The organism is Microbacterium sp. KSW4-4, assembly GCF_023091185.1.
In the GTDB taxonomy this organism is placed as follows: Bacteria; Actinomycetota; Actinomycetes; order Actinomycetales; family Microbacteriaceae; genus Microbacterium; species Microbacterium paraoxydans.
The window spans coordinates 937,955-963,607 of the sequence record NZ_JAHWXJ010000002.1 but is presented as its reverse complement, the minus strand read 5'-3'; the positions used below and the strand labels follow the sequence as shown (position 1 = coordinate 963,607).

Below are 25,653 nucleotides of genomic sequence, written 5' to 3'. Positions count from 1 at the left end.
TCGGCATGACACGTGTCATGCCGAGGTTCAGCGCGCGGGAAGCAGCGCCCCGTCCAGGAAGCCCGCCAGCTCGTCCACGCCGTCGAGCGGGAGGATCGCGGCGACGTACTGGTCCGGGCGCACGACGATCACGACGCCGTCGCGGGACAGCTCCCGCGCCTCGAAGATGTCCGTTCCGCACCACTTGCTCGGGCCCGCAGCGTAGACCTTCTCCCAGTCGGTGAGTCCGAGCGGGCCGGTCTTCGGCTGGAAGAGCTCGGGCGTCGTCGTGACCTCGACCTCCTCGAAGGGCTGCTGGTACACGGCCTTCACGTCGAACACGGCGTCGGCGTCGGCATCAGCCGGGGTGAACCGTGCGAACACGGGCGCCGCCTCCTCCGCCCACGCGGCGAGCGCCTCGCCGGTCCGGTCGCCGAACGCATAGACCCGCCACCGGCCGTCGGCCTTCGCGTGGTGTCCGAGGTGGACGACGTTGCCGTCCCCGACCCGGACGACCTCCGCCGACTTGAAGCGCTTGCCCAGCGGGTACCCGACCGCGAGCGCCTGGTGGGCGTCGGTGCCGGTGATCATGGAGGACGTGTACTGGGTCATGAACCCGGACGGGAACTCGGCCGTCGCCAGGTAGTACGTGGCCAGCTCGTTCGGGTCGGAGATCTCCTCGGGCTTGCGCGCCATGAGGCTGGACCACTCGCGGTCGAAGTCGATGAGCTGCTGCGCGACGGGACGACGCTCGGCGCCGTACGTGGCGAGCAGCGACTCGGGCGCCCGGCCGCTCAGCACGGAACCGAGCTTCCAGCCGAGGTTGAACCCGTCCTGCATCGACACGTTCATGCCCTGGCCGGCCTTGGCGCTGTGGGTGTGGCAGGCGTCGCCGGTGAGGAAGACGCGCGGGCTGCGGTCGGCGCCGGGGTCCACGTCGTCGAAGCCGTCGGTCACGCGGTGGCCGACCTCGTAGACGCTGTGCCAGGCCACCTGCTTCACATCGAGCGTGTAGGGGTGGAGGATCGCGTTGGCGCGCCGGATGATCTCCTCGATGGGCGTCTGCCGCACGCGGTGGTCGTCGTCCGCCGCGACCTCGCCGAGGTCGATGTACATGCGGCTGAGGTAGCCGCCCTCCCGCGGGATGTGCAGGATGTTGCCGGCCTTCGAGTTGATCGCGCACTTGGTGCGCCAGTCCGGGAAGTCGGTGTTGACGAGCACGTCCATGACGCCCCAGGCGTGCGCGGCGCTCGCGCCGACGTGCGTGCGGCCGATCGCCTGCCGCACGCCGCTCCTGGCGCCGTCGCAGCCCACCACGTACTTCGCCCGGACGACGCGTTCGTCGGCCTCGCCGACATGGCGGACGCGCACCTCGACCGGGTACTCGCCCTCCTCGTGCACGGTGAGCCCGAGGAATTCGACGCCGTAGTCCGGCACGATCCGTCCGGGGCCGTCGGCCGCCGCCTCGGCGAAGTAGTCGAGCACGCGGGCCTGGTTGACGATGAGGTGCGGGAACTCGCAGATGTCGTAGGCGTAGTCGGCGGTGCGGGTGGTCCGCACGATCCGATCGGGGTGCTCGGGGTCGGGGCCCCAGAAGTTCATCCAGCCGATGTTGTAGGCCTCGGCGATGATGCGCTCGGCGAAGCCGAAGGCCTGGAAGGTCTCCACGCTGCGGGGCTGGATGCCGTCGGCCTGTCCGAGGACGAGGCGGCCCTCGCGCTTCTCGATGATGCGGGTCGTGATGTCGGGGTACTGCGACATCTGTGCCGCGAGCAGCATGCCCGCGGGCCCGGAGCCGACGATGAGGACGTCGACCTCGTCGGGCAGGGCGGCGGGGCGGTCGATCCCGGTGCCGGCGGCGTCCTGCACGCGCGGGTCTCCGGACACATAGCCGTGGTGGTGGAACTGCATCGTCGTCGATTCCTTCCGGACGTCTTCGTCGGGTGTTGCGTCCAGGAACCCCGTGTTCTATATTCGAACACAGTGTTCTACTATTGAACACAGCCTAGACCGGTGCCTCGCGCATCGCAAGGAGAGCCATGTCCGAGCGCCCCGCCGCCCCCGCCTCGCAGACGCTGAGCCGCGGCATCCGCATCCTCGAGGTGCTCGCCGACGCCCGCAGCGCGCTGACCATCGACGACATCGCCGGCCGCCTCGAAGTGCATCGCTCCATCGCCTACCGCCTCCTCCGCACCCTCGAGGATCACGGTCTCGTCACCCGCGACGCGAGCGGCGCCGTGAGCCTCGGCGCCCGCATGGCCGCTCTCGCCGCCGGTGTCGCCCACGACCTCCAGGCCGAGGCCCTGCCGGAGCTCACCGCCATCGCGAACGAGCTCGGCATGACCTGCTTCCTCGCCGTCCTCGACGGGGCCGAGTGCATCACCCTCGCCAGCGTCGAGCCGCGGCACGCCGTCGCCAGCGTCGCGCAGCGGCCCGGTGCCCGGCACTCCGTCACGGTCGGCGCCCCCGGGAAGGCGATCCTCGCGCAGCTCGACGGCGCGGAGGTGCCCGTCGGCATCTCCCCCGCCCTGCGCGCCGACGTCGACACCGCCGCCGCACGCGGGTACGCGACCAGCCACGACGAGGTCATCCCCACGGTGCAGTCCGTCGCCGTCCCGCTGCGTCTGCGCGGCCAGCGTCCCGCCGCGATCGCCGTCGTGCACGTGGCCACCGACCTGGACGACGGGGAGATCGCCGCGCGACTCCAGCGTTCCGCCGCCCTCATCCGCGAAGCCCTCGACGGCTGAGCCGGAACGCCCGAGAGCGCACGCCCCGGGACGGGACGTGCGCTCTCGTGGCAGGGGGTGTCAGACCTTCGCGAGCCCGCGGATCGGGCTGACCGACTGCTCCTCCTCATGGTCCGGACCGAGCGGGATGCCCGAGCGGTCGCGCAGCAGGAGCGTGGCGACGAGGCCGAGGAGGGTCATGCCCGCGAGGTACCAGGTGACCGCCTCGGTGGAGCCGGTCTGATCGACGATGAACGTCGCGATCGTGGGCGCGAAGGCGCCACCGGCGATCGCGCCGATCGCGTACGAGATGGAGACGCCGGAGAACCGGATGCTCGCGGGGAACAGCTCGGTGTACAGCGCCGCCTGCGGCCCGTAGGTGAAGCCCAGGCCGATCGTGAGGATCGCGAGACCCGCGAACAGCAGCCCCACGTCACCCGTGTTGACGAGCGGGAACAGCGTGAACACGCCGACGAGCTGGAGCACCCAGCCGATGAGGTAGGTCGTGCGACGGCCGATGCGGTCGGACACCCAGCCGGCCAGCAGCGTGGTGAGCAGCCAGGTCACGGCCGATCCGGTGACCGCCCACAGCACGGGCCCGCGCTCGAGGCCGATGGGCCCCTCGGGGTTCGTGGCGTAGCCCTGGATGTAGCCGCCGGTGGTCATGTAGCCCACGGCGTTGTTCCCGGCGAAGACGAGGGCCGCGATGATGACGAGCAGCAGGTGCTTGCGGAAGAGCTGCACGATCGGCATCTTCGCCTTCTCCTTGCGCTCGGCGAGCTCGGCGAACACCGGGCTCTCCTCCACCCGACGGCGGACGTAGTAGCCCACGAGGATCAGCACGACGCTCAGCAGGAACGGCACGCGCCAGCCCCACGCGAGGAACTGGTCGCCCGGAGCGATCGCGGTCATCAGCGCCATGACGCCCGACGCCAGCAGCAGGCCGAGCGGCACGCCGATCTGCGGGGAGGCGCCGAAGATGCCGCGCTTCTTGCGCGGGGCGTGCTCGACGGCCATCAGCACCGCGCCGCCCCACTCGCCGCCGGCCGAGATGCCCTGCACGATGCGCAGCAGCACGAGGAGGATCGGCGCCATGACGCCGATGGTCTCGTAGGTGGGGAGCAGTCCGATCAGGGCGGTCGCGGCCCCCATGAGGATCAGCGTCCACATCAGCACTGCCTTGCGGCCGAGCTTGTCGCCGTAGTGGCCGGCGAGGAACGCGCCGAGGGGACGGAAGAGGAAGCTCACACCGACCGTGGCGAAGCCGACGAGAGCGCTGTTGGCGCCGAGCGGAGCGAAGAAGAGCTGTCCGAAGACCAGCCCGACCGCCGTGGCGTAGATGAAGAAGTCGTACCACTCGACGGTGGTCCCGACGACGGTGGCGAAGACGACGCGACGCCGGTCGGCCGCCGTCGCGATGGTTCCGGTGGGCGTGAACCCACCCTGTGACTGCCCGCTCATGGGGTGTCTCCTTTGTGCTTGTGACCGCGTTGTCACGGCGCGCACGGACGTGAATCCGATCTGCTTGCCGAGGGGTGAGACGATGATATATGATTTCGGATACGACGCACAACGCGTCCCGACGAGCGCGAGGAGGCGCATCCGTGACGGACACCATCGCCTGCCCGGGGAAGATCATCGCGATCCACCTGAGCTACGCCTCGCGGGCCGACCAGCGTGGTCGACGCCCCGCCCACCCCTCCTATTTCTTCAAACCGGCCAGTTCGGTCGGGGTCTCCGGCGGCACCGTCGAGCGCCCCGCCGGTACCGAGCTGCTCGCGTTCGAGGGGGAGATCGCGCTGATCATCGGCGCCCCGGCCCGCCGGGTCGCCCTCGCCGACGCCTGGGACCACGTGCAGTGGGTGACCGCCTCGAACGACCTCGGTCTCTACGATCTGCGCGCCAACGACAAGGGCTCCAACGTCCGCTCCAAGGGCGGCGACGGGTACACCCCGCTCGGCCCCGAGCTGATCGACGCCCGCACGGTCGACCCGGCGGCCCTCCGCGTGCGCGCCTGGGTGAACGGCGAGCTCCGCCAGGACGACACCACCGCCGGGCTCATCTTCCCGCTGGCCCAGCTCGTCGCCGACCTCTCCCAGCACTTCACGCTGGAGACCGGCGACGTGATCCTCACCGGCACCCCCGCGGGCTCGTCGGTCATCGTCCCCGGCGACGTGGTCGAGATCGAGGTCGACGCCCCGGACACCCCCGGCGCCCCCACGTCCGGCCGTCTGGTCACGACCGTCACGCAGGGGGATGTCCCCTTCGACGGCGACCTCGGCTCGCTCCCCGCGGTCGACGACCTCCAGCGCACCGAGGCCTGGGGCTCCCGCGAGCTCGCCGGCCTGCCCGTCGAGGACACGGCGCCCACGCTCACCCCGGAGCTCCGCGCGCAGCTCCTCGAAGCCCCCACCGCGGGCCTCTCGGCACAGCTGCGCAAGCGCGGACACCACTCCTGCTTCATCGACGGGGTCTCCGCCAACCTCCCGGGCACGAAGATCGTCGGCACCGCGAAGACCCTCCGCTTCGTGCCGTTCCGCGAAGACCTCTTCCGCACCCACGGCGGTGGGTACAACGCCCAGAAGCGCGCGTTCGACGCGGTCGCCGAAGGCGAGGTCATCGTCATCGAGGCCCGCGGCGACGCGACCACCGGCACGCTCGGCGACATCCTCGCCCTGCGCGCGCAGACCCGCGGCGCGGCGGGCGTGGTCACCGACGGCGGTGTGCGCGACTTCCAGGCCGTCGCTGAGATCGGGCTCCCGGTCTTCTCGCAGGGCGCGCACCCCTCCGTGCTCGGCCGCAAGCACGTGCCGTGGGACGTCGATGTGACGATATCGTGCGGCGGTGCCACCGTGCAGCCCGGCGACATCATCGTCGGCGACAGCGACGGCGTGATCGTGATCCCCCCGGCTCTCGCCGCCGAGGTCGCCGCCGACGCCGTGGCCCAGGAGATCGAGGACGCCTGGATCGCCGAGCAGGTCGCCGCCGGGCACCCGGTCGACGGCCTCTTCCCGATGAACGCCGAGTGGCGCGCCCGCTACGAGCAGGCGACAGGCACCGGAGCGGAGCGGAAGTGAGCACGGTCGAGAGCGCCAGCAAGTCGGAGCAGGCGTACGCCTGGATCCGCGCGCGCATCTCGGCGCACACCTACGGTCCCGGCTACCGCCTGGTCCTCGGTCCGATCGCCGAGGAGCTGGGGATGAGCGTGGTCCCGGTGCGCGAGGCGATCCGCCGCCTGGAGGCCGAGGGGCTCGTGACCTTCGAGCGCAACGTCGGCGCCCGCGTGACCCTCGTGGACGAGGGCGAATACGCGCACACCATGCAGACGCTCGGACTCGTCGAAGGGGCGGCCACCGCGCTCTCCGCTCCCCTGCTCGACGCCGACGCGCTCGCGCAGGCCGCGGAGGTCAACGAGCGCATGAGCCGCCTGCTCGACCATTTCGACCCGCACACGTTCACCGAGCTCAACCGGCAGTTCCACTCCGTGCTGTTCGAGCCGTGCCCCAACCCGCACCTGCTCGACCTCGTGCACCGCGGCTGGGCCCGGCTGTCCGGCATCCGCGACTCGACCTTCGCCTACGTACCCGGCCGCGCCCACCACTCGGTCGACGAGCACGCCCAGATCCTCGAGCTGATCCGCGACGGCGCCGAGCCGCTGGAGATCGAGCTCGCCGCCCGCAACCACCGGTGGCGCACGAGGGACGCGTTCCTCGACGCCCTGCACACCCGTTCCGTCCCCGCCGAAGGAGAAGCATCATGACCGACTCCCGCATCCCCGCCGACCTGCCCGACCACATCCAGCACTACATCGACGGCGCCTTCGTCGACTCGATCGACGGCGACACGTTCGACGTGCTCGACCCGGTGACGAACCAGACCTACACGACGGCCGCCGCCGGCAAGAAGGCCGACATCGAGCGGGCCGTCGCCGCCGCCAAGCGCGCCTTCGACGAGGGGCCCTGGCCGCGCATGCTCCCCCGCGAGCGCTCGCGCGTGCTGCACAGGATCGCCGACATCGTCGAGTCGCGCGACGCCCGCCTCGCAGAGCTGGAGTCCTACGACTCCGGCCTGCCGATCACGCAGGCCCTCGGTCAGGCCCGCCGCGCCGCCGAGAACTTCCGCTTCTTCGCCGACCTGATCGTCGCCCAGGCCGACGACGCCTTCAAGGTGCCGGGCAAGCAGATGAACTACGTCAACCGCAAGCCGATCGGCGTCGCCGGGCTCATCACCCCGTGGAACACGCCGTTCATGCTCGAGTCCTGGAAGCTCGGCCCCGCGCTCGCGACCGGCAACACGGTCGTCCTCAAGCCGGCCGAGTTCACGCCCCTCTCCGCCTCGCTGTGGGCGGGCATCTTCGAGGAGGCGGGCCTGCCGCAGGGCGTCTTCAACCTCGTCAACGGCCTCGGCGAAGACGCCGGCGACGCGCTGGTGAAGCACCCTGACGTGCCGCTCATCTCCTTCACCGGCGAGAGCCGCACGGGGCAGATCATCTTCGGCAACGCCGCGCCGTTCCTCAAGGGCCTGTCGATGGAGCTCGGCGGCAAGTCGCCCGCCGTGGTCTTCGGAGACGCCGACCTGGAGGCCGCCGTCGACGCCACCATCTTCGGCGTCTTCTCCCTCAACGGCGAGCGCTGCACCGCCGGGTCCCGCATCATCGTGGAGCGCTCGATCTACGACGAGTTCGTGGAGCGCTATGCCGCGCAGGCGCAGCGCGTCAAGGTCGGCTACCCGCACGACCCCGAGACCGAGGTCGGCGCGCTCGTGCACCCCGAGCACTACGACAAGGTGATGTCCTACGTCGAGATCGGCAAGACCGAGGGCCGCCTGGTCGCCGGTGGCGGTCGTCCCGAGGGCTTCGAGGAGGGGAACTTCGTCGCCCCGACGGTGTTCGCCGACGTCGCCCCCGACGCCCGCATCTTCCAGGAGGAGATCTTCGGCCCGGTCGTCGCCATCACCCCGTTCGACTCCGACGAGGAGGCACTGGCGCTCGCGAACAACACGAAGTACGGCCTCGCCGCTTACATCTGGACGAACGACCTCAAGCGCGCCCACACGTTCGCGCAGTCCGTCGAGGCCGGCATGGTGTGGCTGAACAGCAACAACGTCCGTGACCTCCGCACGCCGTTCGGCGGCGTGAAGGCGTCGGGCCTGGGCCACGAGGGCGGCTACCGCTCCATCGACTTCTACACCGACCAGCAGAGCGTGCACATCACGCTCGCCTCGACCCCGCACAACCCGACGTTCGGCAAGAACTGACGCCCGCCGGACACAAGCAAGGACGCTGACATGACCGACAAGACCGCCAAGACCCTCACCTCCTCCGGCTACTACGTGAGCCAGGAGGCCCCGATCCAGAGCGACAACCCCGTCGCGACGCCGAAGAGCACGCCGCCGGACATCCTGCGCTGCGCGTACATGGAGCTCGTCGTGACCGATCTGGCCGCCTCGCGGCAGTTCTACGTCGACATCCTGGGCCTGTACGTGACCGAGGAGGACGACGAGGCGATCTACCTGCGCTCGACCGAGGAGTTCATCCACCACAACCTCGTGCTGCGTCAGGGGCCCATCGCCGCGGTCGCCGCGTTCTCGTACCGGGTGCGCGCCGCGGAGGACCTCGACCGCGCCGTGGAGTTCTACACGGAACTCGGCTGCGACGTCCGTCGTCAGGAGAACGGCTTCGTGAAGGGCATCGGCGACTCCGTGCGCGTCGTCGACCCGCTCGGCTTCCCGTACGAGTTCTTCTACGCCACCGAGCACGTGGAGCGCTTGTCGTGGCGGTACGACCTGCACACCCCCGGCGAGCTCGTGCGCCTCGACCACTTCAACCAGGTCACCCCCGACGTGCCGCGCGCGGTGCGCCACTACCAGGACCTCGGCTTCCGCGTGACGGAGGACATCCAGGACGACGAGGGCACCGTGTACGCCGCGTGGATGCGCCGCAAGCCCACCGTGCACGACACCGCGGCGACGGGCGGCGACGGTCCGCGCATGCACCACGTCGCCTTCGCGACGCACGAGAAGCACAACATCCTCGCGATCTGCGACAAGCTCGGGGCGCTGCGCCGCTCCGACGCCATCGAGCGCGGCCCCGGCCGGCACGGCGTCTCCAACGCGTTCTACCTCTACCTGCGCGACCCGGACGGCCACCGCGTCGAGATCTACACGCAGGACTACTACACGGGCGACCCGGACAACCCGGTCGTCACCTGGGACGTGCACGACAACCAGCGCCGCGACTGGTGGGGCACCCCGGTGGTTCCCTCCTGGTACACCGATGCCTCGCTCGTGCTCGACCTCGACGGCAACCCGCAGCCCGTCGTCGCCCGCACGGACTCCAGCGAGATGGCCGTGACGATCGGCGCCGACGGTTTCTCCTACACCCGCGCGGATGAGGGCGAAAAGTCGATGCCGGAGTACAAGCAGGGCGAGTACAAGCTCGGCCACCAGCTCTAGGAGACGCTCATGCTGTCTGAGGAGACCATCGCGCAGATCGCCGCGGAGCTCGCGGAGGCCGACCGCACGCACGGGGTGATCCCGCGCATCACGGCGCGGTACCCCGAGGCGACCGTGGAGGACTCCTACGCCATCCAGGGCGTGTGGCGGGATTCGCAGGTCGCGGCCGGCCGCCGGCTGGTCGGGCGCAAGATCGGCCTGACCTCGAAGGCCATGCAGCAGGCGACGGGGATCACCGAGCCCGACTACGGCGTCATGTTCGACGACACCGTGTACGAGTCCGGCGCGGAGATCCCCACGGATCACTTCTCCAACGTCCGCATCGAGGTCGAGCTCGCGTTCGTGCTCAAGGAACCACTGGAGGGCCCCGACTGCACGCTGGAGGACGCCCTCGCCGCGATCGACTACGCCGTGCCGGCCCTCGAGGTGCTGAACTCGCACATCGAGCTCGAGGGCCGCACGATCGTCGACACCATCAGCGACAACGCCGCCTACGGGGCGATGGTGCTGGGGACGGTGCGCAAGCGCCCGGACGAGATCGACCTGCGCTGGGTGCCCGGCGTGCTGTCCCGCAACGGGGAGATCGAGGAGACCGGCGTCGCCGCCGGGGTGCTCGGGCATCCGGCCACCGGAGTGGCGTGGCTCGCGAACAAGTTCCATCAGCACGGCGCGCGTCTGGAGGCGGGCGAGATCATCCTGGCAGGATCGTTCACACGCCCGATGTGGGTGTCGCGCGGCGACGAGGTGCTGTGCGACTACGGACCGATGGGGACCATCACATGCCGCTTCGTCTAGATCCGTCCTTCCGCGCGCAGCTCGCCGCGTCCGATCGTCCCTTCGTGGGGATGTGGGTGTGCTCCGGCAGCCCGCTGCTCGCCGAGGTCGCCGCGGGCTCCGGACTGGATTGGCTGCTCATCGACATGGAGCACTCGGCGAACACGCTCGAGTCCGTGCTGACCCAGCTCCAGGCGGTCGCGGCCTATCCTGTCGCCCCGCTCGTCCGGGTGCCCTTCAACGATGCGGTCGCGATCAAGCAGGTCCTCGACCTCGGCGCGCAGAACCTCATCGTGCCGATGGTGTCGTCCGCCGACGAGGCCAGGGCCGCCGTGGCCGCGACCCGCTATCCCCCCGAGGGCGTCCGCGGGGTCGGCAGCGCGCTCGCCCGCAGCGCCCGCTGGAACCGCGTCGACCGCTACCTGCAGGAATCCGCGCAGCACGTGTCGCTGACGGTGCAGATCGAGACGGCCGCGGGGGTCGAGGCCGCCGCCGACATCGCCGCGGTCGACGGGGTGGACGCGGTGTTCGTCGGGCCCTCCGACCTGTCCGCGTCGATGGGCCTGCTCGGACAGCAGACGCATCCGGACGTGGTCGCCGCCGTCGAGTCGGTGTTCGCCGCGGTGCGTGCCGCAGGGAAGCCCGTGGGCGTGAACGCCTTCGACCCCTCCGCCGCCGACGCGTATCTCGCGGCGGGTGCGGACTTCGTGGCCGTCGGCGCCGACGTCGCCCTCCTCGCCCGCGCCTCCGAGGCCCTCGCCGCCCGCTTCGTCGCCCGCTCCGACGCCTCCGGCCGCCCCAGCTACTGACTTCGAGTCGCGCACCTGGCTCCATCCGCGGCCGGAATGGGGCCATTTGCGCGATTCGAAGCGGGCGGGAAGGATGAGCCGGTGCACAGACTGGCGGCGATGCAGGACCGCAACTTCCGGTGGTTCTTCCTCGCACGCGCCCTGACACTCGTCACGGGCTCGATGTCGGCCATCGCCCTCGCGTTCGCCGTGCTCGAGATCGACAACGACGCCCGGTCGCTCTCGATCGTGCTCGCGGCCTTCACGATCAGCAACATCGTGTTCGTCCTGTTCGGGGGCGTCGTCGCCGACCGTCTCCCCCGCGCCCTCATCATCCAGTCCTGCTACGTCGTGGACATCCTGTCGGTCGGAGCGATGGCCGCTCTCCTGTTCACCGGCACGGCCACCGTCCCGCTCCTCGCCGTGCTCTCCGCGATCAACGGCGCCTCGTCCGCGTTCGTGCTCCCCGCGATGCAGGGCATCATCCCGCAGCTGACCACCCCCGCGCACCTCCAGCAGGCGAACGCGATGCTGTCGTTCGTCCGCTCGGCCGTCACGATCGGCGGCCCGGTCATCGCCGGGGTCCTGGTGGCCGCCGCGGGACCCGCGTGGGCCATGGTCGTGCAGGCGGCGGGCTGGCTGCTCGCGATCCCGGTCCTCGCGCTCGTGAAGCTCCCGCCCCCCGCGGCCTCCGGCGGCACCACGATGTTCCACGACCTCCGGGTGGGATGGCACGAGTTCTGGAGCCGCTCCTGGCTGTGGACCATCGTGCTCGCCTTCATGATCATGAACGCGATCCACGTCGGCGCCTGGGGCGTCGTCGGCCCGTACATCGCGAAGAACGACGATCGCCTCGGCATCTCCGGCTGGGGGTGGGTCGTGAGCGCAGAGGGTGCAGGGGTCCTCGTGATGACCCTGCTGCTGATGTGGTTCCCGCTCCGCCGGCCTCTGCGCTACGGGATGATCGGGATGGCGGCGTTCGCCCTGCCGCTCACCCTCCTCGGCGTGCACCCGGCCGTGGTCCTGCTCGCGATGGCCGCGTTCGTCGCCGGGGCCGGGGCCGAGGTCTTCGCGACCGGCTGGAACCTCGCGATGATGGAGAACATCCCCGGGGAGAAGCTCTCGCGGGTCGCGAGCTACGACATGCTCGGCAGCTTCGTCGTGATGCCCATCGGCACGCTCGTGTACGGCTGGCTCGTCACGCACGCGGAGCCGGCCACCGTGCTCACCACCTCCGCGGTCCTCTATGCGGCGATCGCCCTGATCACCCTGCTCGTCCCCTCGGTGTGGCGGATGGGGCGGCCCGCGGCGGCCGTCCCGGAGCGCGCGGGAGTGGCGGATTCATAGCAATCCCGGCGAGACTGTGGGCATGACCTTCCCCCCGCTGCAGCCCCTCGCCGACCGTGCCGCCCTCTTCACCGCGCTCCGCCAGGACGCCCTCTCCGCGGCCGCCGATGCGCTCGGCGAGCACCGGTGGGACGCCGACCTCGCGGCGGGGACCCTGACCTTCACCGCGAACGACGACCCGACCCGGCAGCTCGTGACCCGCGCGCACCTCATCGCCACGATCGCCCCCGGCCCGCGCTCGCTGCTGTGGGCGTGGGCGCACCCCCAGGGCGACCCCCAGGGCGTCGCGGCGCAGCTCCGCGCGTACGGCGAGCAGCACGGGATCGCCGAGCTCACCGCCCCGGAGGTCCCGTTCCCGGCCGATGCCCCGGGCGACGCGGAGTGGATCGCCCGCGCGGCGCACGCGATCGGCGGCGTGGCGGTGGAGCTCACCGGACGCTCCCCGTACTACTCGGCCCCCGTCGACGGCGGCACCCGCGCGGTGTTCCTGCTCGACGCCCCGCTCGCCCCGCTCACGGTCGCCGACACGGTGGTGGCCCTCCCCCGCACCCTCGCGCAGACGCCCCTTCCCGACGCCCGCACGGCGGTCTGGGACCTCGCTCGTCTCGCCGGGTGGACCCTCGCCTGGACGGATGAGTCCTTCTCCGGCGCCACGGTGACCGACGCCTCGGGCACCGCGACGATCCGCTTCGACGAGCAGGCCCGGATCAGCGGCGTGGAGAGCTCGCTGCACGGCCAGGTCTGAGTCCGCAGAATCGCACGAACGCCGCAGGGATCCCGGGGATCCCTGCGGCGTTCGTGTGAATCTGCGACGTGGTGGGGAGGTCAGACCGTCCGCTCGGCCGCCTCGACGACGTTGGTCATGAGCAGGGCGACCGTCATCGGCCCCACCCCTCCGGGATTCGGCGACAGGTACCCGGCGACCTCGGCGACCTCGGGAGCGACGTCACCGAACACGAGGTTCTTGCCGGTCTCCGGATCGGTCTCGCGGGTGACTCCCACATCCAGCACCGCGGCTCCGGGCTTGACGTCCTCGGCGCGGATGAGGCGCTTGACCCCCGCGGCCGCGACGATCACATCGGCCTCTCGCAGGTAGCGCGGCATGTCGACCGTGCCGGTGTGCGTCAGCGTGACCGTGGCGTTGAGGTCGCGACGGGTCAGCAGCAGCCCGATCGAGCGCCCGATCGTGACACCGCGACCGACGACCACGACGTGCTTGCCCTTGAGGTCGTAGTCGTTGCGCAGCAGCAGCTCGATGACACCGCGCGGGGTGCACGGCAGCGGCGTGTGGATCGGCGCGTTGACGTTGAGGACGAGGCGCCCGAGGTTGGTCGGGTGCAGCCCGTCCGCGTCCTTCGCCGGATCGATCCGCTCCAGGACCGCGTCGGTGTCGAGGTGCTTCGGCAGCGGCAGCTGCACGATGTACCCGTGGCAGGCGGGATCGGCGTTGAGCTCGTCGATCAGCGCCTCGACGTCGGCCTGGGTGGCATCAGCCGGCAGCTCGCGCTGGATCGAGTTCATCCCGATCGCCTCCGACTGCCGGTGCTTCATGCCCACGTAGAGCTGCGAGGCGGGGTCGGCTCCCACCAGCACCGTGGCGATGCCGGGGGTGACGCCCTTCTCCTTCAGCGCGGCGACCCGCTCCGTCAGCTCGGCACGGATCTCGGCCGCCGCCGCCTTGCCGTCGAGGACGACCGCGGTCACTGCTGCAGGTCCGGGTAGAGCGGGAAGGCCGCGGCGAGCGCGTCCACGCGAGCGCGGAGCGCCTCGATGTCGGCACCCGGGAGCAGCGCGAGGGCGATGATGTCGGCCACCTCGGTGAACTCGGCGTCGCCGAAGCCGCGGGTCGCGAGCGCCGGCGTGCCGATGCGGAGACCCGAGGTCACCATCGGCGGACGCGGGTCGTTCGGCACGGCGTTGCGGTTCACGGTGATGTGGATGTCGTGCAGGAGGTCCTCCGCCTGCTTGCCGTCGATCTCGGCGTCGCGGAGGTCGACGAGCACGAGGTGCACGTCCGTCCCGCCCGAGCGCACGGCGATGCCGGCGTCCTTCACGTCCTGCTGCGACAGGCGCTCGGCGATGAGCTTCGCCCCGCGCAGCACGCGCTCCTGGCGCTCCTTGAACTCCGGCGTGCCGGCGAGCTTGAACGCGGTCGCCTTCGCCGCGATCACGTGCATGAGCGGACCGCCCTGCTGACCGGGGAAGACCGCGGTATTGATCTTCTTGGCGAGGTCGGCGTCGTTGGTGAGGATGAAGCCCGAGCGGGGGCCGCCGATGGTCTTGTGCACCGTGGAGGACACGACGTGCGCGTGCGGCACCGGGTTGGGGTGCAGGCCGGCGGCGACGAGGCCGGCGAAGTGCGCCATGTCGACCCAGAGGATCGCGCCCACCTCGTCGGCGATGGCGCGGAAGGCGGCGAAGTCCATCGTGCGCGGGTAGGCGGACCACCCGGCGATGATGACCTTGGGCTTGTGCTCGATCGCGAGGCGGCGGACCTCGTCCATGTCGATCGTCGAGGTCTCGGCGTCGACCCCGTAGGCCACGATGTCGTACAGGCGCCCGGAGAAGTTGATCTTCATGCCGTGCGTGAGGTGGCCGCCCTGGTCGAGCGAGAGGCCGAGCAAGGTGTCGCCGGGGCGGGCGATCGCGTGCAGCACAGCGGCGTTCGCGGACGCACCGGAGTGCGGCTGGACGTTCGCGAACTCCGCGCCGAACAGGCTCTTGGCGCGGGAGATCGCGAGCTCCTCCGCGACGTCGACCTCCTCGCAACCGCCGTAGTAGCGGCGGCCGGGGTAGCCCTCGGCGTACTTGTTGGTGAGCACCGAGCCCTGCGACTGCAGGACCGAGACGGGGACGAAGTTCTCCGAGGCGATCATCTCGAGGAAGGTCTGCTGGCGCTTCAGCTCGCGATCGAGGACCTCGGCGATCTCCGGGTCGACCTCGGAAAGCGGGGCGTTGAAGTAACGGTCGGTCATGACGTGCTCCTTTTGACGACGGATTCGAAAAGGGTGTTCCTATCGGCCCAGGCGCGCGGTCGAATTCCGTGGTCAGTCGCTCCCCGGTGGTTGTCCACCCAGACGCCAGTCGCGACGGTTACGAGCATAGCCGATGCGCGACCCCGCGCACGCGGCCGTTTCGGGCACCGTGCCCGCCGTCCGCAGAATCGTTTCGATCCCCCTGTTCCCTTGCGGCGATTCGACGGCTAGGTTTTGTTCATGGTCCTACCTCTTGATCTGCCCCTCGTTCCCGCTCCGGTGTCCGCGAAGGCCAGGGAGGGACGTCTGCCGCTCGCCGCGACGACGCGCGTGCTCGGCTCCTCCCCCGCCGCCGGACAGCTGATCGACGCCGTCGAACGTCGCACCGGCCTCCGCCTCACCGCGGTGGACTCCGGCCCCGCCGAGATCGAGCTCTTCGTCGACGCGGCGTCGTCCGCGCCGGAGGGCTACACGCTCGAGGTCGGCGACCGCGCCATCCTCGTCGGCGCCGACGAGGCGGGGCTCTTCTACGGGGTCCAGACGCTGCTGCAGCTGCTTAGGGAAGACGACACGGGCTGGGCGCTGCTCCGCGCCGACATCGCGGACGCCCCGCGCTTCGCCCGCCGCGGCGTGATGCTCGACGTGGCGCGGCACTTCTTCGGCGTCGAGGACGTGAAGCGGTTTATCGACAGCACGAGCGCGCTGAAGTTCAACCACCTGCACCTGCACCTCACCGACGACCAGGGCTGGCGCGTGCACATCGACTCGTGGCCGCTGCTCACCGAGCGGGCCGCCGCCACCGCGGCCGACGGCGCCCCCGGCGGCTTCTACACCAAGGACGACTACCGCGAGATCGTGGCGTACGCGGCCGCACGCCACATGATCGTGATCCCTGAGATCGACCTTCCCGGCCACACCCACGCGATCGGCGTGGCTTACCCGGAGCTGGTCGAGGCCCCGGTCCTGAACGACGCGCTGGTCACGCAGTCCGAGCAGCTCGGCCAGCCGCTCCCCGTGGCCGGAGAGCCCTACCTGGGCTGGGGCGTCGGGCACTCCAGCATGCGCATCCACGAGGAGGAGACGTACCGGTTCGTCCGCGACGTCGTCCGCGAGCTCGCCGAGATGACCCCGGGGCCCTACATCCACATCGGGGGCGACGAGTCCCTCGGCACGCCCCAGGCCGACTTCGACCTCTTCGCGGAGCGCGCGACGGCGATCGTCGTCGAGGAGGGCAAGACCCCGGTCGCGTGGCACGAGATGGGGTCGGCAGCCGGCATCGCCCGCGGCACGATCGGCCAGTACTGGGGCATGACGACGCCGACGGGCACGCATGCCGAGGAGGCCGCGCACTTCGTCGGGCGCGGCGGAGCCCTGATCATGTCGGCGGCGGATGCGACATACCTCGACATGAAGTACACCGCCGAATTCCCGCTCGGCCTCACCTGGGCCGCGATCATCGACGTCCGTCGCGCGTACGAGTGGGAGCCGACCGCCGTGCTCGCCGTGCCGGACGAGGCGATCCTGGGGATCGAGGCGCCGCTGTGGTCCGAGACCACCCGCACGCTCGACGAGGTGGAGCAGCTCGTGTTCCCCCGTGCCGCCGCGCAGGCCGAGATCGCCTGGTCGCCGCGCGAGGGCGTGGGCCGCACGTGGGAGTCCTTCCGCGCCCGGGTCGGCGCCCTCGCGCCGCTGTGGAAGGCTGAGGGGGTCGATTTCCACCCCGCCCCCGAGATCCCCTGGAGCGCCCGTTGAAGACCCTCTCCTCCGCGACCGGTTCCCTGGTCATCCACTCCGTCCGCCTCGTCGACCGCGGGGAGATCGTCGAGGACGGCTGGGTGCGCATCGAGGACGGCGTCGTGGCGTCCCGCGGCACCGGAACGGACTGGGAGCCCGCGACCGAGGTCGCGGACGGCGCGGCCGTGGCGGGCGCGGGCGCGCTGCTCACGCCGGGCTTCGTCGACATCCACGGTCACGGCGGAGCGGGCGCGGCGTACGACGACGGTGTGGACGCGATCCGGACCGGACGGGATCTGCACCGCGAGCACGGCACCACCAGGGCCGTCATCTCGCTCGTCACCGGCACGATCGACGACCTCGCCCGCAGTGTCGCCCTGATCGCCGCCCTGACCAGGACCGATGCGGACGTGCTCGGCTCGCACCTGGAGGGGCCGTTCCTCGACCCCGGTCACCACGGCGCCCATGAGACCTCACTGCTGCGGCACCCCGTCGCGGCCGACGTGGCCCGTCTGCTGGATGCCGGAGAAGGCACCGTCCGTCAGGTCACCATCGCGCCGGAGCTCCCCGGCGGGATCGACGCCGTCCGTCAGATCGTCGCGGCGGGGGCCGCGGCAGCGGTGGGACACACCGACGCCGACGCCGCCATGGCCGTCGCCGCCTTCGAAGCCGGCGCCTCGCTGCTGACCCACGCGTTCAACGCGATGCCCGGCATCCACCACCGCGCCCCCGGTCCGGTGCTTGCCGCGGCCGCCGATCATCGAGTGATCCTGGAGGCCATCGCCGACGACGTGCATCTCGATCCGCACGTCGTCAAGCTCGTGTTCGACGCGGCGCCGCGTCGGGTGGCGCTCATCACCGACGCCATGGCCGCGGCCGGGAGCGCCGACGGCAAGTACGACCTCGGTGCGGTGAAGGTCACCGTCGAGAACGGCGTGGCCCGCGCGGACGACACCGGCTCGATCGCCGGCTCCACGCTGACTCAGGATGTCGCCCTGCAGCGGGCGGTGGCGGCCGGCGTCCCCCTTCCGGAGGTCGTGCGGGCGCTCACGGAGACCCCGGCCCGCGCGATCGGACGCGAGGCGCACCTCGGCGCGCTGCGGCCCGGCCTGCTCGGCGATGCCGTGCTTCTGGACGCGGAGCTGCGCGTCGCGCGGGTCTGGTCGGGACCGGCGCTGCCCGCCTAGGAGGACAGCGCCGCGCGCGACGCGCAGCGCTGCGGTCTCCGGTCGATCGGACGAGATGCGGCGCCGGATTCCCCAGATCGGCGTCGCGCGTCTCGCAAGGTGGGAGTGGAGGGCCGCCGTTCTCCCCAGATCGGCGGCCCTTTCCCTCCCGCTCGAGCGGGCGGGGCCGGGAGCTCCTCCCCCGAGGATCCCGACCCGCCCACTGGTGCAGTACCCCCCGCACCAGCGCCGGAACTCCGCCCCCCGGTGGAGTCCATTTCGGCTGTCTCTACGGGATGAGACGAAGGGGCGGCCGGTTCATTACGCGGTTCTCTGAAAAAAGTTCAGAAAACTTTCCGGGCGGTCTGCGCCGGGCACCGCGGAGCCCTCCCGAGCATCTCCTCCGAGTCCGCACCGGGGCTGGCCACCATGCCGATTTCGCGAGAGAATGGTCTGACCGCGTAATGAAAGACGCCTTCTCGCGTCTCTCCTCCTGGGGACGGCTGTGTGCCCCGGGACCAGATGGATGACAGTGCACCGAGAGAACACCACACCAGACGAGACCATCGGCGATGCCGATCTGATCCTCCGCGTCCGCTCCGGCGACAAGGGGGCGTTCGGGGAACTCTGGAGACGGCACTACCCGTCCGGCATGGCCGTCGCGCGATCGGTGACATCCTCGATCGATCCGGACGACCTGGTGCAGGAGTCCTATACCCGCATCTACCAGGCGATCCTCAAGGGCGGCGGCCCCAACGGCTCGTTCCGCGCCTACCTCTTCACCAGCATCCGCAACACCGCGGCCGCATGGGGACGCGCACGCCGCGAGACCGCGATCGACGAGCTCGACACGGTGGCCGACCCGGACAGCACCGAGCACGCCACGAACGAGGCCCTCGACCGCAGTCTCACCGCGCAGGCCTTCCGCAGCCTCCCGTCGCGATGGCAGGAAGTGCTCTGGTACACCGAGATCGAGCAGATGAAGCCCCAGGAGGTGGCCCCGCTCCTCGGCATGAAGGCGGGCGCGGTCTCGCAACTCGCCTTCCGCGCCCGTGAAGGGTTGCGTGAGGCCTGGATCCAGGCGCACCTGCGCAGCGCGAGCCCCGGCTCTGAATGCCAGTGGACCATCGAGCACCTCGGTGCCTACTCGCGCGGCAACCTCGCGACCCGCGACCACCGTCGCCTGGAGCTGCACCTCGACGAGTGCGCCCGCTGCATGATCGTCGCGGCCGAGGCCAAGGACGTCTCCAAGCGCCTCGCACTCGTCCTGCTCCCGCTCGTCCTCGGTGCCACCGGCGCCTCCGGGTACCTCGCAGCTCTTCAGGGCGGTGCGCCGGTCCTGGCAGTGGCGGGGATGTCGTCGACCATTCCGGGTGCGGTCTTCGTCGGCGACGGCGGCATCGGTCAGGCCGCGGCAGCCGGCTCCGGCGCCGCCGGGTCGGGAGCCGGCTCCGCCGGCGGCACGGGCGCGAGCACGGGTGGCGTCTTCACGGGCATGGGCGCCGTCGTCGGTGCCGGGTCCGCCGCCCTCGTGGTGGCCGGAGTGGTCGCCGCTGCGGCGATCGTCCCCGGCCTCACCGGTTCGAACCCGGCGACCTCGCTGCCCAGCGCCTCCGACACCGATCCGTCGTCGATCACGACCGACATCGCGCCGGACTCGTCGCTCGACCTCGACGAGCCCGTGGTGATCGAGACGCCGGACGTCGAGCAGCCGCCGGCTCCGCCCGCAGAGGACGAGGCGGCTCCGCCGGTCTTTTCGGAGACCGGACCCGACGCGGCTCCCGCTGCCCCCGTGGTCGTCCCCGCGCTTCCTGAGGCCACGCTGCCGCCCGTCGCTCCGGTGGACCCGGTCGACCCCGTCGACCCGGTAGACCCCGTCGACCCGGTAGACCCCGTGGACCCCGTCGACCCGGTGGACCCCGTGGACCCCGTCGACCCGGTGGACCCCGTCGACCCGGTGGACCCCGTCGACCCGGTAGGCCCCGCGATCCCCACGGACCCGCCCACCTGGAGCACCGCCGACGTCTGGTTCGGCGACGATCTGCACTGGTACTACTTCGTGCCGATCGCAGGCGCCCCGGGTGCGATCGTGCAGGCCCTTCTCGCTGGCGAACTCGCCGACAGCGTCGTCCTGGGCGAGGCTGGCACCGGCACCCTCGAGCTCCGCGCTTCGTGGGACCAGTTCTTGATCGCCGACCTCGTACCGGTGACGTTCCGGTACTACCTGCCGTCCGGCGAGGCGGGCCCCTCGTCCGACACGACGCTCTACGCACTGGAGCCCCAGGGCGCGGGCGCGGATGAGCGCACGGCGGCCTCTGCTCCCTTCGAGCAGACGGCGGTCGTCATCGACGAGGCCGAACCGGTGGCCCCTCCGGTCGATGAGGTCACGGCGCCCACCACCTCCGAGGAGAACGCGACACCGGTCGACGAGGCCGCGGACACCGTTGAGCCGGAGCCTGCTGCAACGGCGCCGACGGAGCCCGCACCGGCCCCCGAAGCTGCACCGGCTGCGCCCGCCCCGGCCGAGGAGGCCCCGGCCGGGGAGGCCCCGGCTCCGGCGGAGGACGCTCCGGTCGCGGAATAGACTGGACGCATGACCCCGGATTCCTCCCCTGTCGCCGGCGTCGATCGTCCGGCCCTCACGGCCCTCGACATCGTGCGCGTGGTCGTCCTCATCGCAGCGATCGCCTCGCTCGCCCTGTGGGGGTTCGCCAGCTGGGAGCTGCCGTGGAACATCGTGATCGGCGTGGGGGCGCCCGTCGTCGCCCTCCTGCTGTGGGCGCTCTTCCTCTCCCCCCGTCCCGTGCTCCGGGTGCACCCCTTCCTCCGCGCCGTCGTGGAGCTCTTCATCTACGTCGGCGTGACCATCGCGTGGTGGTCCATGGGCCAGGCCCTCATCGGCACGGCCTTCGCGCTGGTGGCCGTCGTCGCCGGGGTCCTCAGCGGACGCCGCGCCCTGGCATGAGCGCACGGTCGTGAGCACCGTCTCGCTGCTCCGCGACGCCCTCGGGGCGCGCGTGGACGTCAGCGAGCAGGCGAGACATGACGCCACGGCCGACCGCTCCGGCCATGCCGCGGTGGGTCTCCCCCTGGCCGTCGTCCACGCGGAGAGCGTGGACGACGTGCAGCAGACCATGCGCATCGCCACCGCCACGCGCACCCCCGTCGTCGTGCGCGGCGCCGGGACCGGGCTCGCCGGGGCCGCCAACGCCGGCGATGGAGAGATCGTCCTTTCCCTCCGCCGTATGGACGCCGTTCTCGAGGTGCGGCCGGACGACCTCCTCGCCGTGGTCGAACCCGGGATCCTCAACGCCGACCTCAACGCGCATCTGGCGGCCCAGGGACTCTGGTGGCCGCCCGACCCCGCCAGTCGTGACATCTCCACCGTCGGCGGCAACATCGCGACCGGAGCCGGCGGACTGCTGTGCGCGAAGTACGGCGTCGTCCGCGATGCGGTGCTCGGCGTCGACCTCGTCCTCGCCGACGGGCGCCTGTTGCACCTCGGGCACCGCAGCGTGAAGGGCGTCACCGGGCTCGACCTCACCGCCCTCGTCGTGGGGTCGGAGGGAACGCTCGGCGTCGTCGTCGGGGCCACGCTCAAGCTGCGCCGCCTGGTGCCGGGCGAGACCTGCACCGTGACGGCGACCTTCCCCGGCGTGCGCGCGGCGGCCGCAGGATCTGCGGCGGTGACCGCCGCGGGGATCCAGCCCGCCATCATGGAGCTCATGGATGCCGCGAGCCTCGCCGCCGTCCACGCCCTGCTCGCCCTCCCCGCGCCGACCCCGGGCGCCGCACAGCTGACGATCCAGACCGACGGTCCGGCCGCGCGCGCGGAGGCGGACGCCATCGCCGCGATCCTGAGCGCCCACGAGGGCGTTCCCGTGGTCTCGCACGACCACGTCGAGGGCGATCGTCTGCTCGCGATCCGACGGTCGATGCACGCCGCGATGGCGTCCCTCGGGACCACGCTCATCGAGGACGTCTCGGTACCGCGGAGCGCGATGCCGGCCATGTTCGACGAGATCGCCCGGATCGAGCGGCAGTTCGACATGGTGATCCCGACGGTGGCCCATGCCGGCGACGGCAACCTGCACCCGAACTTCATCTTCGAGGGCCCGGAGACCCCGCCGCAGGTGTGGGCGGCGGCCGACGAGCTCTTCCGCGCCGCGATCCGGCTGGGCGGAACCCTCACCGGCGAGCACGGCATCGGCGTCCTCAAACGGCGCTGGCTGGCCGACGAGCTCGGCGAGGATCAGTGGCGCCTCCAGCGCGACATCGCCGCGGTCTTCGACCCGCTCGGCATCCTCAACCCCGGAAAGGTCTTCTCCCCCGATGCCTGACATCCATGTGAGCGCCGCCGTGATCGTCGATACGCAAGGGCGGGTCCTCGTCGTCCGCAAGCACGGCACGACCCGCTTCATGCAGCCCGGAGGCAAGCCGGAGCCGGGCGAGTCGCCCGTCGAGACCCTCATCCGCGAGCTGCACGAGGAGCTCGGCCTCGAACTCGCGGAGTCCGACCTGCGCCCTTTGGGCCGCTTCGTGTCGGCGGCCGCCAATGAACCGGGTCACCGCGTCGTGGCCGATGCCTTCGCGACCTCGGTGGATCCGGCGACGGTGCAGGTGCAGGCCGAGCTCGCCGAGCTGCGCTGGATCACCCCGGACGACGCCGCAGCGCTCCCGCTGGCCCCGCTGAGCGTCGAGCATCTGCTGCCGCTCGCGTGGCCGGCCGGAGCGCGCTAGCGCCCCCGGATCAGATGCCCTGCCAGGCCGGCTTGTTCGCGAACGTGTAGCGGTAGTAGTCGGCGAGCTGCAGCTTCGAGGCGGCGGCCTCGTCGACGACGACGGTCGCGTGCGGGTGCAGCTGGATGGCCGACCCGGGCAGCAGCGCGGTGACCGGCCCCTCGACCGCACCGGCCACGGCCTCGGCCTTGCCTTCGCCGAACGCCAGCAGCACGAGGTGGCGCGCTTCCAGGATGGTCCCCAGCCCCTGCGTGATGCAGTGCATCGGGACATCGTCGATCGAGTCGAAGAAGCGGGCGTTGTCCTCGCGGGTCTGCTCCGTCAGGGTCTTCACCCGGGTGCGGGAGGCGAAGGAGGATCCGGGCTCGTTGAACCCGATGTGCCCGTCGGTGCCGATGCCGAGGATCTGCAGGTCGACCCCGCCCGCCGCGGCGATGGCCGCGTCGTAGTCCTCACCGGCGTGCTGGATGGTGGCCTCCGCGCCGTTCGGCACGTGGATGCGCTCCGGGTCGAGGCCGAGCGGCTCGACCACCTCGCGCGTGATCACCGATCGGTAGCTCTCCGGGTGGGACGGGTCGATCCCGACGTACTCGTCGAGCGCGAAGCCGCGCACCTGCGAGACGTCGCGCCCCGCCAGGCGGCTGCGGAGTGCCTGGTAGACGGGCAACGGCGTCGATCCGGTCGCGAGCCCCAGGACGGCGTCCTGGCGACGGTCGATGAGCTCGACGATCTCGGTGGCGACCAGGGCGCCGGCGGCCTCGGCATTCTCGACGATGACGACCTCAGCCATGCGGAACGATCTCCTTCTCAGAAATGGATGCGCCCACCAGAGCGGCGCCGAAGGCGGCGGCGGGGGAACCCGCGGGGAGCAGTTCGATTCTCTCATCCAGCCGCAGGGACTTCAGGAACGGTGACGCCTGGGCGCCCGCGTGCAGGGCGGCGCGGATGCCGTCCGCGAGCCGACCGCCGAGCGCGGTGAGACCGCCGCCGATGACCACGGTCTCGACGTCGGCCGACAGCACGAGCACGCGCACGGCCGCTGCCGCGCCGAAGAAGAGGTCCGCCTGCAGCGCCAGAGCGTGCGGATCGCCCGCGTCCGCCGCCTCGACGATGTCCTTGACGGGCAGTGCGCCGGGACGCCCCCAGGCCTTGGCCAGCGCCCCGCCGCCGCAGAAGGTCTCCACGCAGCCGCGCTGTCCGCAGCCGCACAATCGACCGCGCGGGTCGACCGAGAGGTGCCCGACCTCCCCCGCGGTCCCCCGCGCGCCGCGCCAGATGCGGCCGTCGACGACGATGCCGGCTGCGACGCCGGTGCCGAGGTTCAGGTAGGCCATCGAGCCAGCGACGTCGCTCAGGACGGCGGCGCCGAGCGCAGCCGCCTTCACGTCGTTCTCCACCCGGAAGGGGACGCCCAGCGCCTGCTCGGCGCGCGCCGCGAGGTCGAGCGACTCCACGCCGAGGTTCACGGCGTGGAGCACACGGCCGGTCTCCGCGTCCACGAGACCGGGGATGCCGATGCCGGCGGAAGCGACGGCGGACAGCGGCAGCCCGCTCTCCTCGGCGAGGGCGGCGACGGTGGAGACGATGCTGTCGACGACGGCGTCCTCTCCCCACCCGGTCGGGCGACGCAGGCGGGCGAGGATCGTCCCGGCCGGGTCAACGGCGACGGCGTCGATCTTGGTGCCGCCGACGTCCAGACCCACGCGAAGGGGCCGACCGGCGCGGTCGGCCGAGGCGGGGACGATCATCGGATGCCGTTCCCGGTCATGGTCGCGGAGGTCACGACACCCCCAGCTGCCCCGAGAGCACCATCACCGCGGCGCCTCGGAGCACGATGTCGTCCTGACGGGTGAGCCGCACCATGACGTCCTCGAAGACGCCTTCGAGCGTCCGCGCGTGGAGCGTCTCGACGGCCGCGTCGATGAGCGTGCCGTCCAGCAGCTCAGCGGGCCCGGAGAGCACGACCTCGGACAGGTCCAGGGCGGCGACGATCGGGGCGATCGCGATCGCCATGCGGGTCCCGGAGTCGCGGAGGATCTCCTCGCGCGCGGCCGGGTCGGCGTCGAGCGCCTCCTGCATGCGACTCACGCTCAGCCAGGCCTCGAGGCAGCCGATCTTGCCGCACGCGCAGCGAGGCCCGCCGTCCGTGCCGACGACGACGTGACCGATCTCCCCTGCGGCGAAACGGCTGCCGAGGAGCGGCTGGCTGCCGGTGATCAGCCCTGCGCCCACGCCTCGGCCGATCTTGATCAGCATGAAGTCGGCTTCCGCCTCGCCGAACGTGTACTCGGCGAGGACCGCGGCATTGGCGTCGTTCCGCGCCAGCACGGGCAGGTCGAGGTCGGCGCTGAGCTTCGCCTCCAGCGGGAAGTCGGTCCAGCCGAGGTTGGGCGAGCTGAGGACGAGGCCGTCCGGACGCACGACACCCGGGGTGCCGATGCCCACGCCGAGCACCGGCTGCGTGGCGATCTCGACGAGGGTCTGCGCGAGGCCGCGAAGCGCGTCGTACGCCGCGTCGCCGTCCGGCGTCTCCGGACGCGGCACCTGCCGCCGCTCCAGGACGTCGCCGTCGAGGCTGAGCACGGCCCCCTCGAACGCGGTCGGTCCGGACAGGTCGAGCCCGATGATCTGATGCCCCACCCGGTCGATGTCGATGAGGATCGGCGGCTTTCCGGGCCCGACCGCCTCGCGGACGCCGATCTCGACGACGATGCCGTCGGCGATGAACTCCGCGACGAGGTCGGAGATCGTGACCCGCGTGAGGCCCGTCTCGCGGGAGAGGTCAGCGCGGCTCATCGCACCCGAGTGGTAGAGCGTCTGCAGCACGAGCGCGCGGTTATGGCCGCGGGCGTGCTCGGGGAGCACCTTGGTGCGCGAACGGAGATGCCGCGCAGGGCCGAAGGCGTGCGCGTTCGCGGCGACGAAGTCTGTCGTCGCCGCGGGGCGCTGATCATCCGAAACGGACATGTTT

General features: G+C 71.4%; 22 protein-coding genes and 1 riboswitch. Of the genes, 15 read left to right on the top strand and 7 right to left on the bottom strand.

What is annotated here, in order from left to right:
* Positions 1 to 27 precede the first annotated feature (27 nt).
* Complete coding sequence (locus tag KZC57_RS14185; protein ID WP_144880750.1) at positions 28 to 1,890, bottom strand: FAD-dependent monooxygenase; 1,863 nt, start codon at positions 1,888 to 1,890, stop codon at positions 28 to 30.
* A 128-nt stretch (positions 1,891 to 2,018) separates the two neighbouring features.
* Here KZC57_RS14185 and KZC57_RS14180 point away from each other — a divergent pair, with 128 nt between their 5' ends.
* Positions 2,019 to 2,726, top strand: a complete 708-nt coding sequence (locus KZC57_RS14180) for an IclR family transcriptional regulator (protein ID WP_247642016.1) — start codon at positions 2,019 to 2,021, stop codon at positions 2,724 to 2,726.
* 60 nt (positions 2,727 to 2,786) lie between these two features.
* Here KZC57_RS14180 and KZC57_RS14175 read toward each other — a convergent pair whose 3' ends face one another.
* Entirely contained in the window at positions 2,787 to 4,166 is a 1,380-nt protein-coding gene (locus KZC57_RS14175) for an MFS transporter (RefSeq protein ID WP_144880748.1), read from the bottom strand.
* 143 nt (positions 4,167 to 4,309) lie between these two features.
* Here KZC57_RS14175 and KZC57_RS14170 point away from each other — a divergent pair, with 143 nt between their 5' ends.
* From KZC57_RS14170 to KZC57_RS14135, 8 genes are all read left to right on the top strand, one after another.
* Positions 4,310 to 5,782 (top strand): fumarylacetoacetate hydrolase family protein, encoded by a 1,473-nt coding sequence (locus tag KZC57_RS14170; protein WP_247642015.1) that lies wholly within the window; start codon positions 4,310 to 4,312, stop codon positions 5,780 to 5,782.
* On the top strand, positions 5,779 to 6,465 hold the full coding sequence (locus tag KZC57_RS14165; RefSeq protein WP_105949397.1) for a GntR family transcriptional regulator: 687 nt from the start codon (positions 5,779 to 5,781) through the stop codon (positions 6,463 to 6,465). The genes KZC57_RS14170 and KZC57_RS14165 overlap by 4 nt, the downstream gene beginning before the upstream one ends.
* The gene (gene hpaE, locus KZC57_RS14160) at positions 6,462 to 7,961 is read left to right on the top strand and encodes a 5-carboxymethyl-2-hydroxymuconate semialdehyde dehydrogenase (protein ID WP_247642014.1); all 1,500 of its coding nucleotides are present in this window, start codon (positions 6,462 to 6,464) and stop codon (positions 7,959 to 7,961) included. Before KZC57_RS14165 ends, hpaE begins: the two co-directional genes overlap by 4 nt.
* 30 nt (positions 7,962 to 7,991) lie before the next feature.
* Positions 7,992 to 9,158 carry a 3,4-dihydroxyphenylacetate 2,3-dioxygenase gene (gene hpaD / locus KZC57_RS14155; protein WP_060922854.1) on the top strand — a complete coding sequence of 389 codons (1,167 nt, stop codon included), beginning with the start codon at positions 7,992 to 7,994 and terminating at the stop codon, positions 9,156 to 9,158.
* Between the two features lie 9 nt (positions 9,159 to 9,167).
* The gene (locus KZC57_RS14150; RefSeq protein WP_060922855.1) at positions 9,168 to 9,953 is read left to right on the top strand and encodes a fumarylacetoacetate hydrolase family protein; all 786 of its coding nucleotides are present in this window, start codon (positions 9,168 to 9,170) and stop codon (positions 9,951 to 9,953) included.
* A complete protein-coding gene (locus KZC57_RS14145) occupies positions 9,938 to 10,741 on the top strand; it encodes an HpcH/HpaI aldolase/citrate lyase family protein (protein ID WP_144880745.1) in 804 nt (267 codons plus the stop codon). The genes KZC57_RS14150 and KZC57_RS14145 overlap by 16 nt, the downstream gene beginning before the upstream one ends.
* Positions 10,742 to 10,822: 81 nt before the next feature.
* Positions 10,823 to 12,067, top strand: a complete 1,245-nt coding sequence (locus KZC57_RS14140; protein ID WP_247642013.1) for an MFS transporter — start codon at positions 10,823 to 10,825, stop codon at positions 12,065 to 12,067.
* Positions 12,068 to 12,089: 22 nt separating this feature from the next.
* Complete coding sequence (locus KZC57_RS14135; protein WP_247642012.1) at positions 12,090 to 12,812, top strand: DUF6882 domain-containing protein; 723 nt, start codon at positions 12,090 to 12,092, stop codon at positions 12,810 to 12,812.
* A gap of 80 nt (positions 12,813 to 12,892) precedes the next feature.
* Here the strand turns inward: KZC57_RS14135 and KZC57_RS14130 are convergent, their stop codons facing one another.
* Together KZC57_RS14130 and glyA are read right to left on the bottom strand one after the other, a co-directional pair.
* Entirely contained in the window at positions 12,893 to 13,771 is an 879-nt protein-coding gene (locus KZC57_RS14130) for a bifunctional methylenetetrahydrofolate dehydrogenase/methenyltetrahydrofolate cyclohydrolase (RefSeq protein ID WP_247642011.1), read from the bottom strand.
* Positions 13,768 to 15,042 (bottom strand): serine hydroxymethyltransferase, encoded by a 1,275-nt coding sequence (gene glyA / locus KZC57_RS14125; RefSeq protein WP_025103803.1) that lies wholly within the window; start codon positions 15,040 to 15,042, stop codon positions 13,768 to 13,770. Before glyA ends, KZC57_RS14130 begins: the two co-directional genes overlap by 4 nt.
* A 38-nt stretch (positions 15,043 to 15,080) precedes the next feature.
* Positions 15,081 to 15,165, bottom strand: a riboswitch (ZMP/ZTP riboswitch).
* A 117-nt stretch (positions 15,166 to 15,282) separates the two neighbouring features.
* Between glyA and KZC57_RS14120 the strand changes: the two genes are divergently transcribed.
* The 6 genes from KZC57_RS14120 to KZC57_RS14095 all read left to right on the top strand — a co-directional run bounded on the left by KZC57_RS14120 (position 15,283) and on the right by KZC57_RS14095 (position 22,682).
* The gene (locus KZC57_RS14120) at positions 15,283 to 16,794 is read left to right on the top strand and encodes a family 20 glycosylhydrolase (protein WP_247642010.1); all 1,512 of its coding nucleotides are present in this window, start codon (positions 15,283 to 15,285) and stop codon (positions 16,792 to 16,794) included.
* Positions 16,791 to 17,963: an N-acetylglucosamine-6-phosphate deacetylase gene (locus tag KZC57_RS14115; RefSeq protein ID WP_247642009.1), complete on the top strand. Its 1,173-nt coding sequence runs from the start codon at positions 16,791 to 16,793 to the stop codon at positions 17,961 to 17,963. The genes KZC57_RS14120 and KZC57_RS14115 overlap by 4 nt, the downstream gene beginning before the upstream one ends.
* A 505-nt stretch (positions 17,964 to 18,468) precedes the next feature.
* Positions 18,469 to 20,526, top strand: coding sequence for a sigma-70 family RNA polymerase sigma factor (locus KZC57_RS14110; protein ID WP_247642008.1), 2,058 nt, complete (start codon positions 18,469 to 18,471; stop codon positions 20,524 to 20,526).
* Between the two features lie 9 nt (positions 20,527 to 20,535).
* A complete protein-coding gene (locus tag KZC57_RS14105; protein WP_060922849.1) occupies positions 20,536 to 20,907 on the top strand; it encodes a YrdB family protein in 372 nt (123 codons plus the stop codon).
* A 10-nt stretch (positions 20,908 to 20,917) separates the two neighbouring features.
* Positions 20,918 to 22,282 (top strand): FAD-binding oxidoreductase, encoded by a 1,365-nt coding sequence (locus KZC57_RS14100; protein WP_247642007.1) that lies wholly within the window; start codon positions 20,918 to 20,920, stop codon positions 22,280 to 22,282.
* Complete coding sequence (locus tag KZC57_RS14095; protein ID WP_060922847.1) at positions 22,275 to 22,682, top strand: NUDIX domain-containing protein; 408 nt, start codon at positions 22,275 to 22,277, stop codon at positions 22,680 to 22,682. Before KZC57_RS14100 ends, KZC57_RS14095 begins: the two co-directional genes overlap by 8 nt.
* Positions 22,683 to 22,692: 10 nt before the next feature.
* On the opposite strand, the gene nagB is transcribed toward KZC57_RS14095, so the two are convergent.
* From nagB to KZC57_RS14080, 3 genes are read right to left on the bottom strand one after another with little or no spacing between them, the layout of a single operon-like run.
* Positions 22,693 to 23,472, bottom strand: coding sequence for a glucosamine-6-phosphate deaminase (gene nagB / locus KZC57_RS14090; protein WP_060922846.1), 780 nt, complete (start codon positions 23,470 to 23,472; stop codon positions 22,693 to 22,695).
* Positions 23,465 to 24,430, bottom strand: a complete 966-nt coding sequence (locus KZC57_RS14085; RefSeq protein ID WP_105949387.1) for an ROK family protein — start codon at positions 24,428 to 24,430, stop codon at positions 23,465 to 23,467. Before KZC57_RS14085 ends, nagB begins: the two co-directional genes overlap by 8 nt.
* 31 nt (positions 24,431 to 24,461) lie before the next feature.
* Positions 24,462 to 25,649, bottom strand: a complete 1,188-nt coding sequence (locus KZC57_RS14080; RefSeq protein ID WP_060922844.1) for an ROK family transcriptional regulator — start codon at positions 25,647 to 25,649, stop codon at positions 24,462 to 24,464.
* Positions 25,650 to 25,653 lie beyond the last annotated feature (4 nt).

Excerpts from the sequence above, each read along its gene's own strand:
- KZC57_RS14085 (WP_105949387.1), bottom strand. The coding sequence starts at position 24,430 with ATGATCGTCCCCGCCTCGGCCGACCGCGCCGGTCGGCCCCTTCGCGTG.
- KZC57_RS14095 (WP_060922847.1), top strand. The coding sequence starts at position 22,275 with ATGCCTGACATCCATGTGAGCGCCGCCGTGATCGTCGATACGCAAGGG.
- KZC57_RS14135 (WP_247642012.1), top strand. The coding sequence starts at position 12,090 with ATGACCTTCCCCCCGCTGCAGCCCCTCGCCGACCGTGCCGCCCTCTTC.
- KZC57_RS14175 (WP_144880748.1), bottom strand. The coding sequence starts at position 4,166 with ATGAGCGGGCAGTCACAGGGTGGGTTCACGCCCACCGGAACCATCGCG.
- hpaE (WP_247642014.1), top strand. The coding sequence starts at position 6,462 with ATGACCGACTCCCGCATCCCCGCCGACCTGCCCGACCACATCCAGCAC.
- KZC57_RS14120 (WP_247642010.1), top strand. The coding sequence starts at position 15,283 with ATGGTCCTACCTCTTGATCTGCCCCTCGTTCCCGCTCCGGTGTCCGCG.
- glyA (WP_025103803.1), bottom strand. The coding sequence starts at position 15,042 with ATGACCGACCGTTACTTCAACGCCCCGCTTTCCGAGGTCGACCCGGAG.
- KZC57_RS14080 (WP_060922844.1), bottom strand. The coding sequence starts at position 25,649 with ATGTCCGTTTCGGATGATCAGCGCCCCGCGGCGACGACAGACTTCGTC.
- KZC57_RS14145 (WP_144880745.1), top strand. The coding sequence starts at position 9,938 with ATGCCGCTTCGTCTAGATCCGTCCTTCCGCGCGCAGCTCGCCGCGTCC.
- KZC57_RS14180 (WP_247642016.1), top strand. The coding sequence starts at position 2,019 with ATGTCCGAGCGCCCCGCCGCCCCCGCCTCGCAGACGCTGAGCCGCGGC.
- KZC57_RS14110 (WP_247642008.1), top strand. The coding sequence starts at position 18,469 with ATGACAGTGCACCGAGAGAACACCACACCAGACGAGACCATCGGCGAT.
- KZC57_RS14150 (WP_060922855.1), top strand. The coding sequence starts at position 9,168 with ATGCTGTCTGAGGAGACCATCGCGCAGATCGCCGCGGAGCTCGCGGAG.
- KZC57_RS14185 (WP_144880750.1), bottom strand. The coding sequence starts at position 1,890 with ATGCAGTTCCACCACCACGGCTATGTGTCCGGAGACCCGCGCGTGCAG.
- hpaD (WP_060922854.1), top strand. The coding sequence starts at position 7,992 with ATGACCGACAAGACCGCCAAGACCCTCACCTCCTCCGGCTACTACGTG.
- KZC57_RS14105 (WP_060922849.1), top strand. The coding sequence starts at position 20,536 with ATGACCCCGGATTCCTCCCCTGTCGCCGGCGTCGATCGTCCGGCCCTC.
- nagB (WP_060922846.1), bottom strand. The coding sequence starts at position 23,472 with ATGGCTGAGGTCGTCATCGTCGAGAATGCCGAGGCCGCCGGCGCCCTG.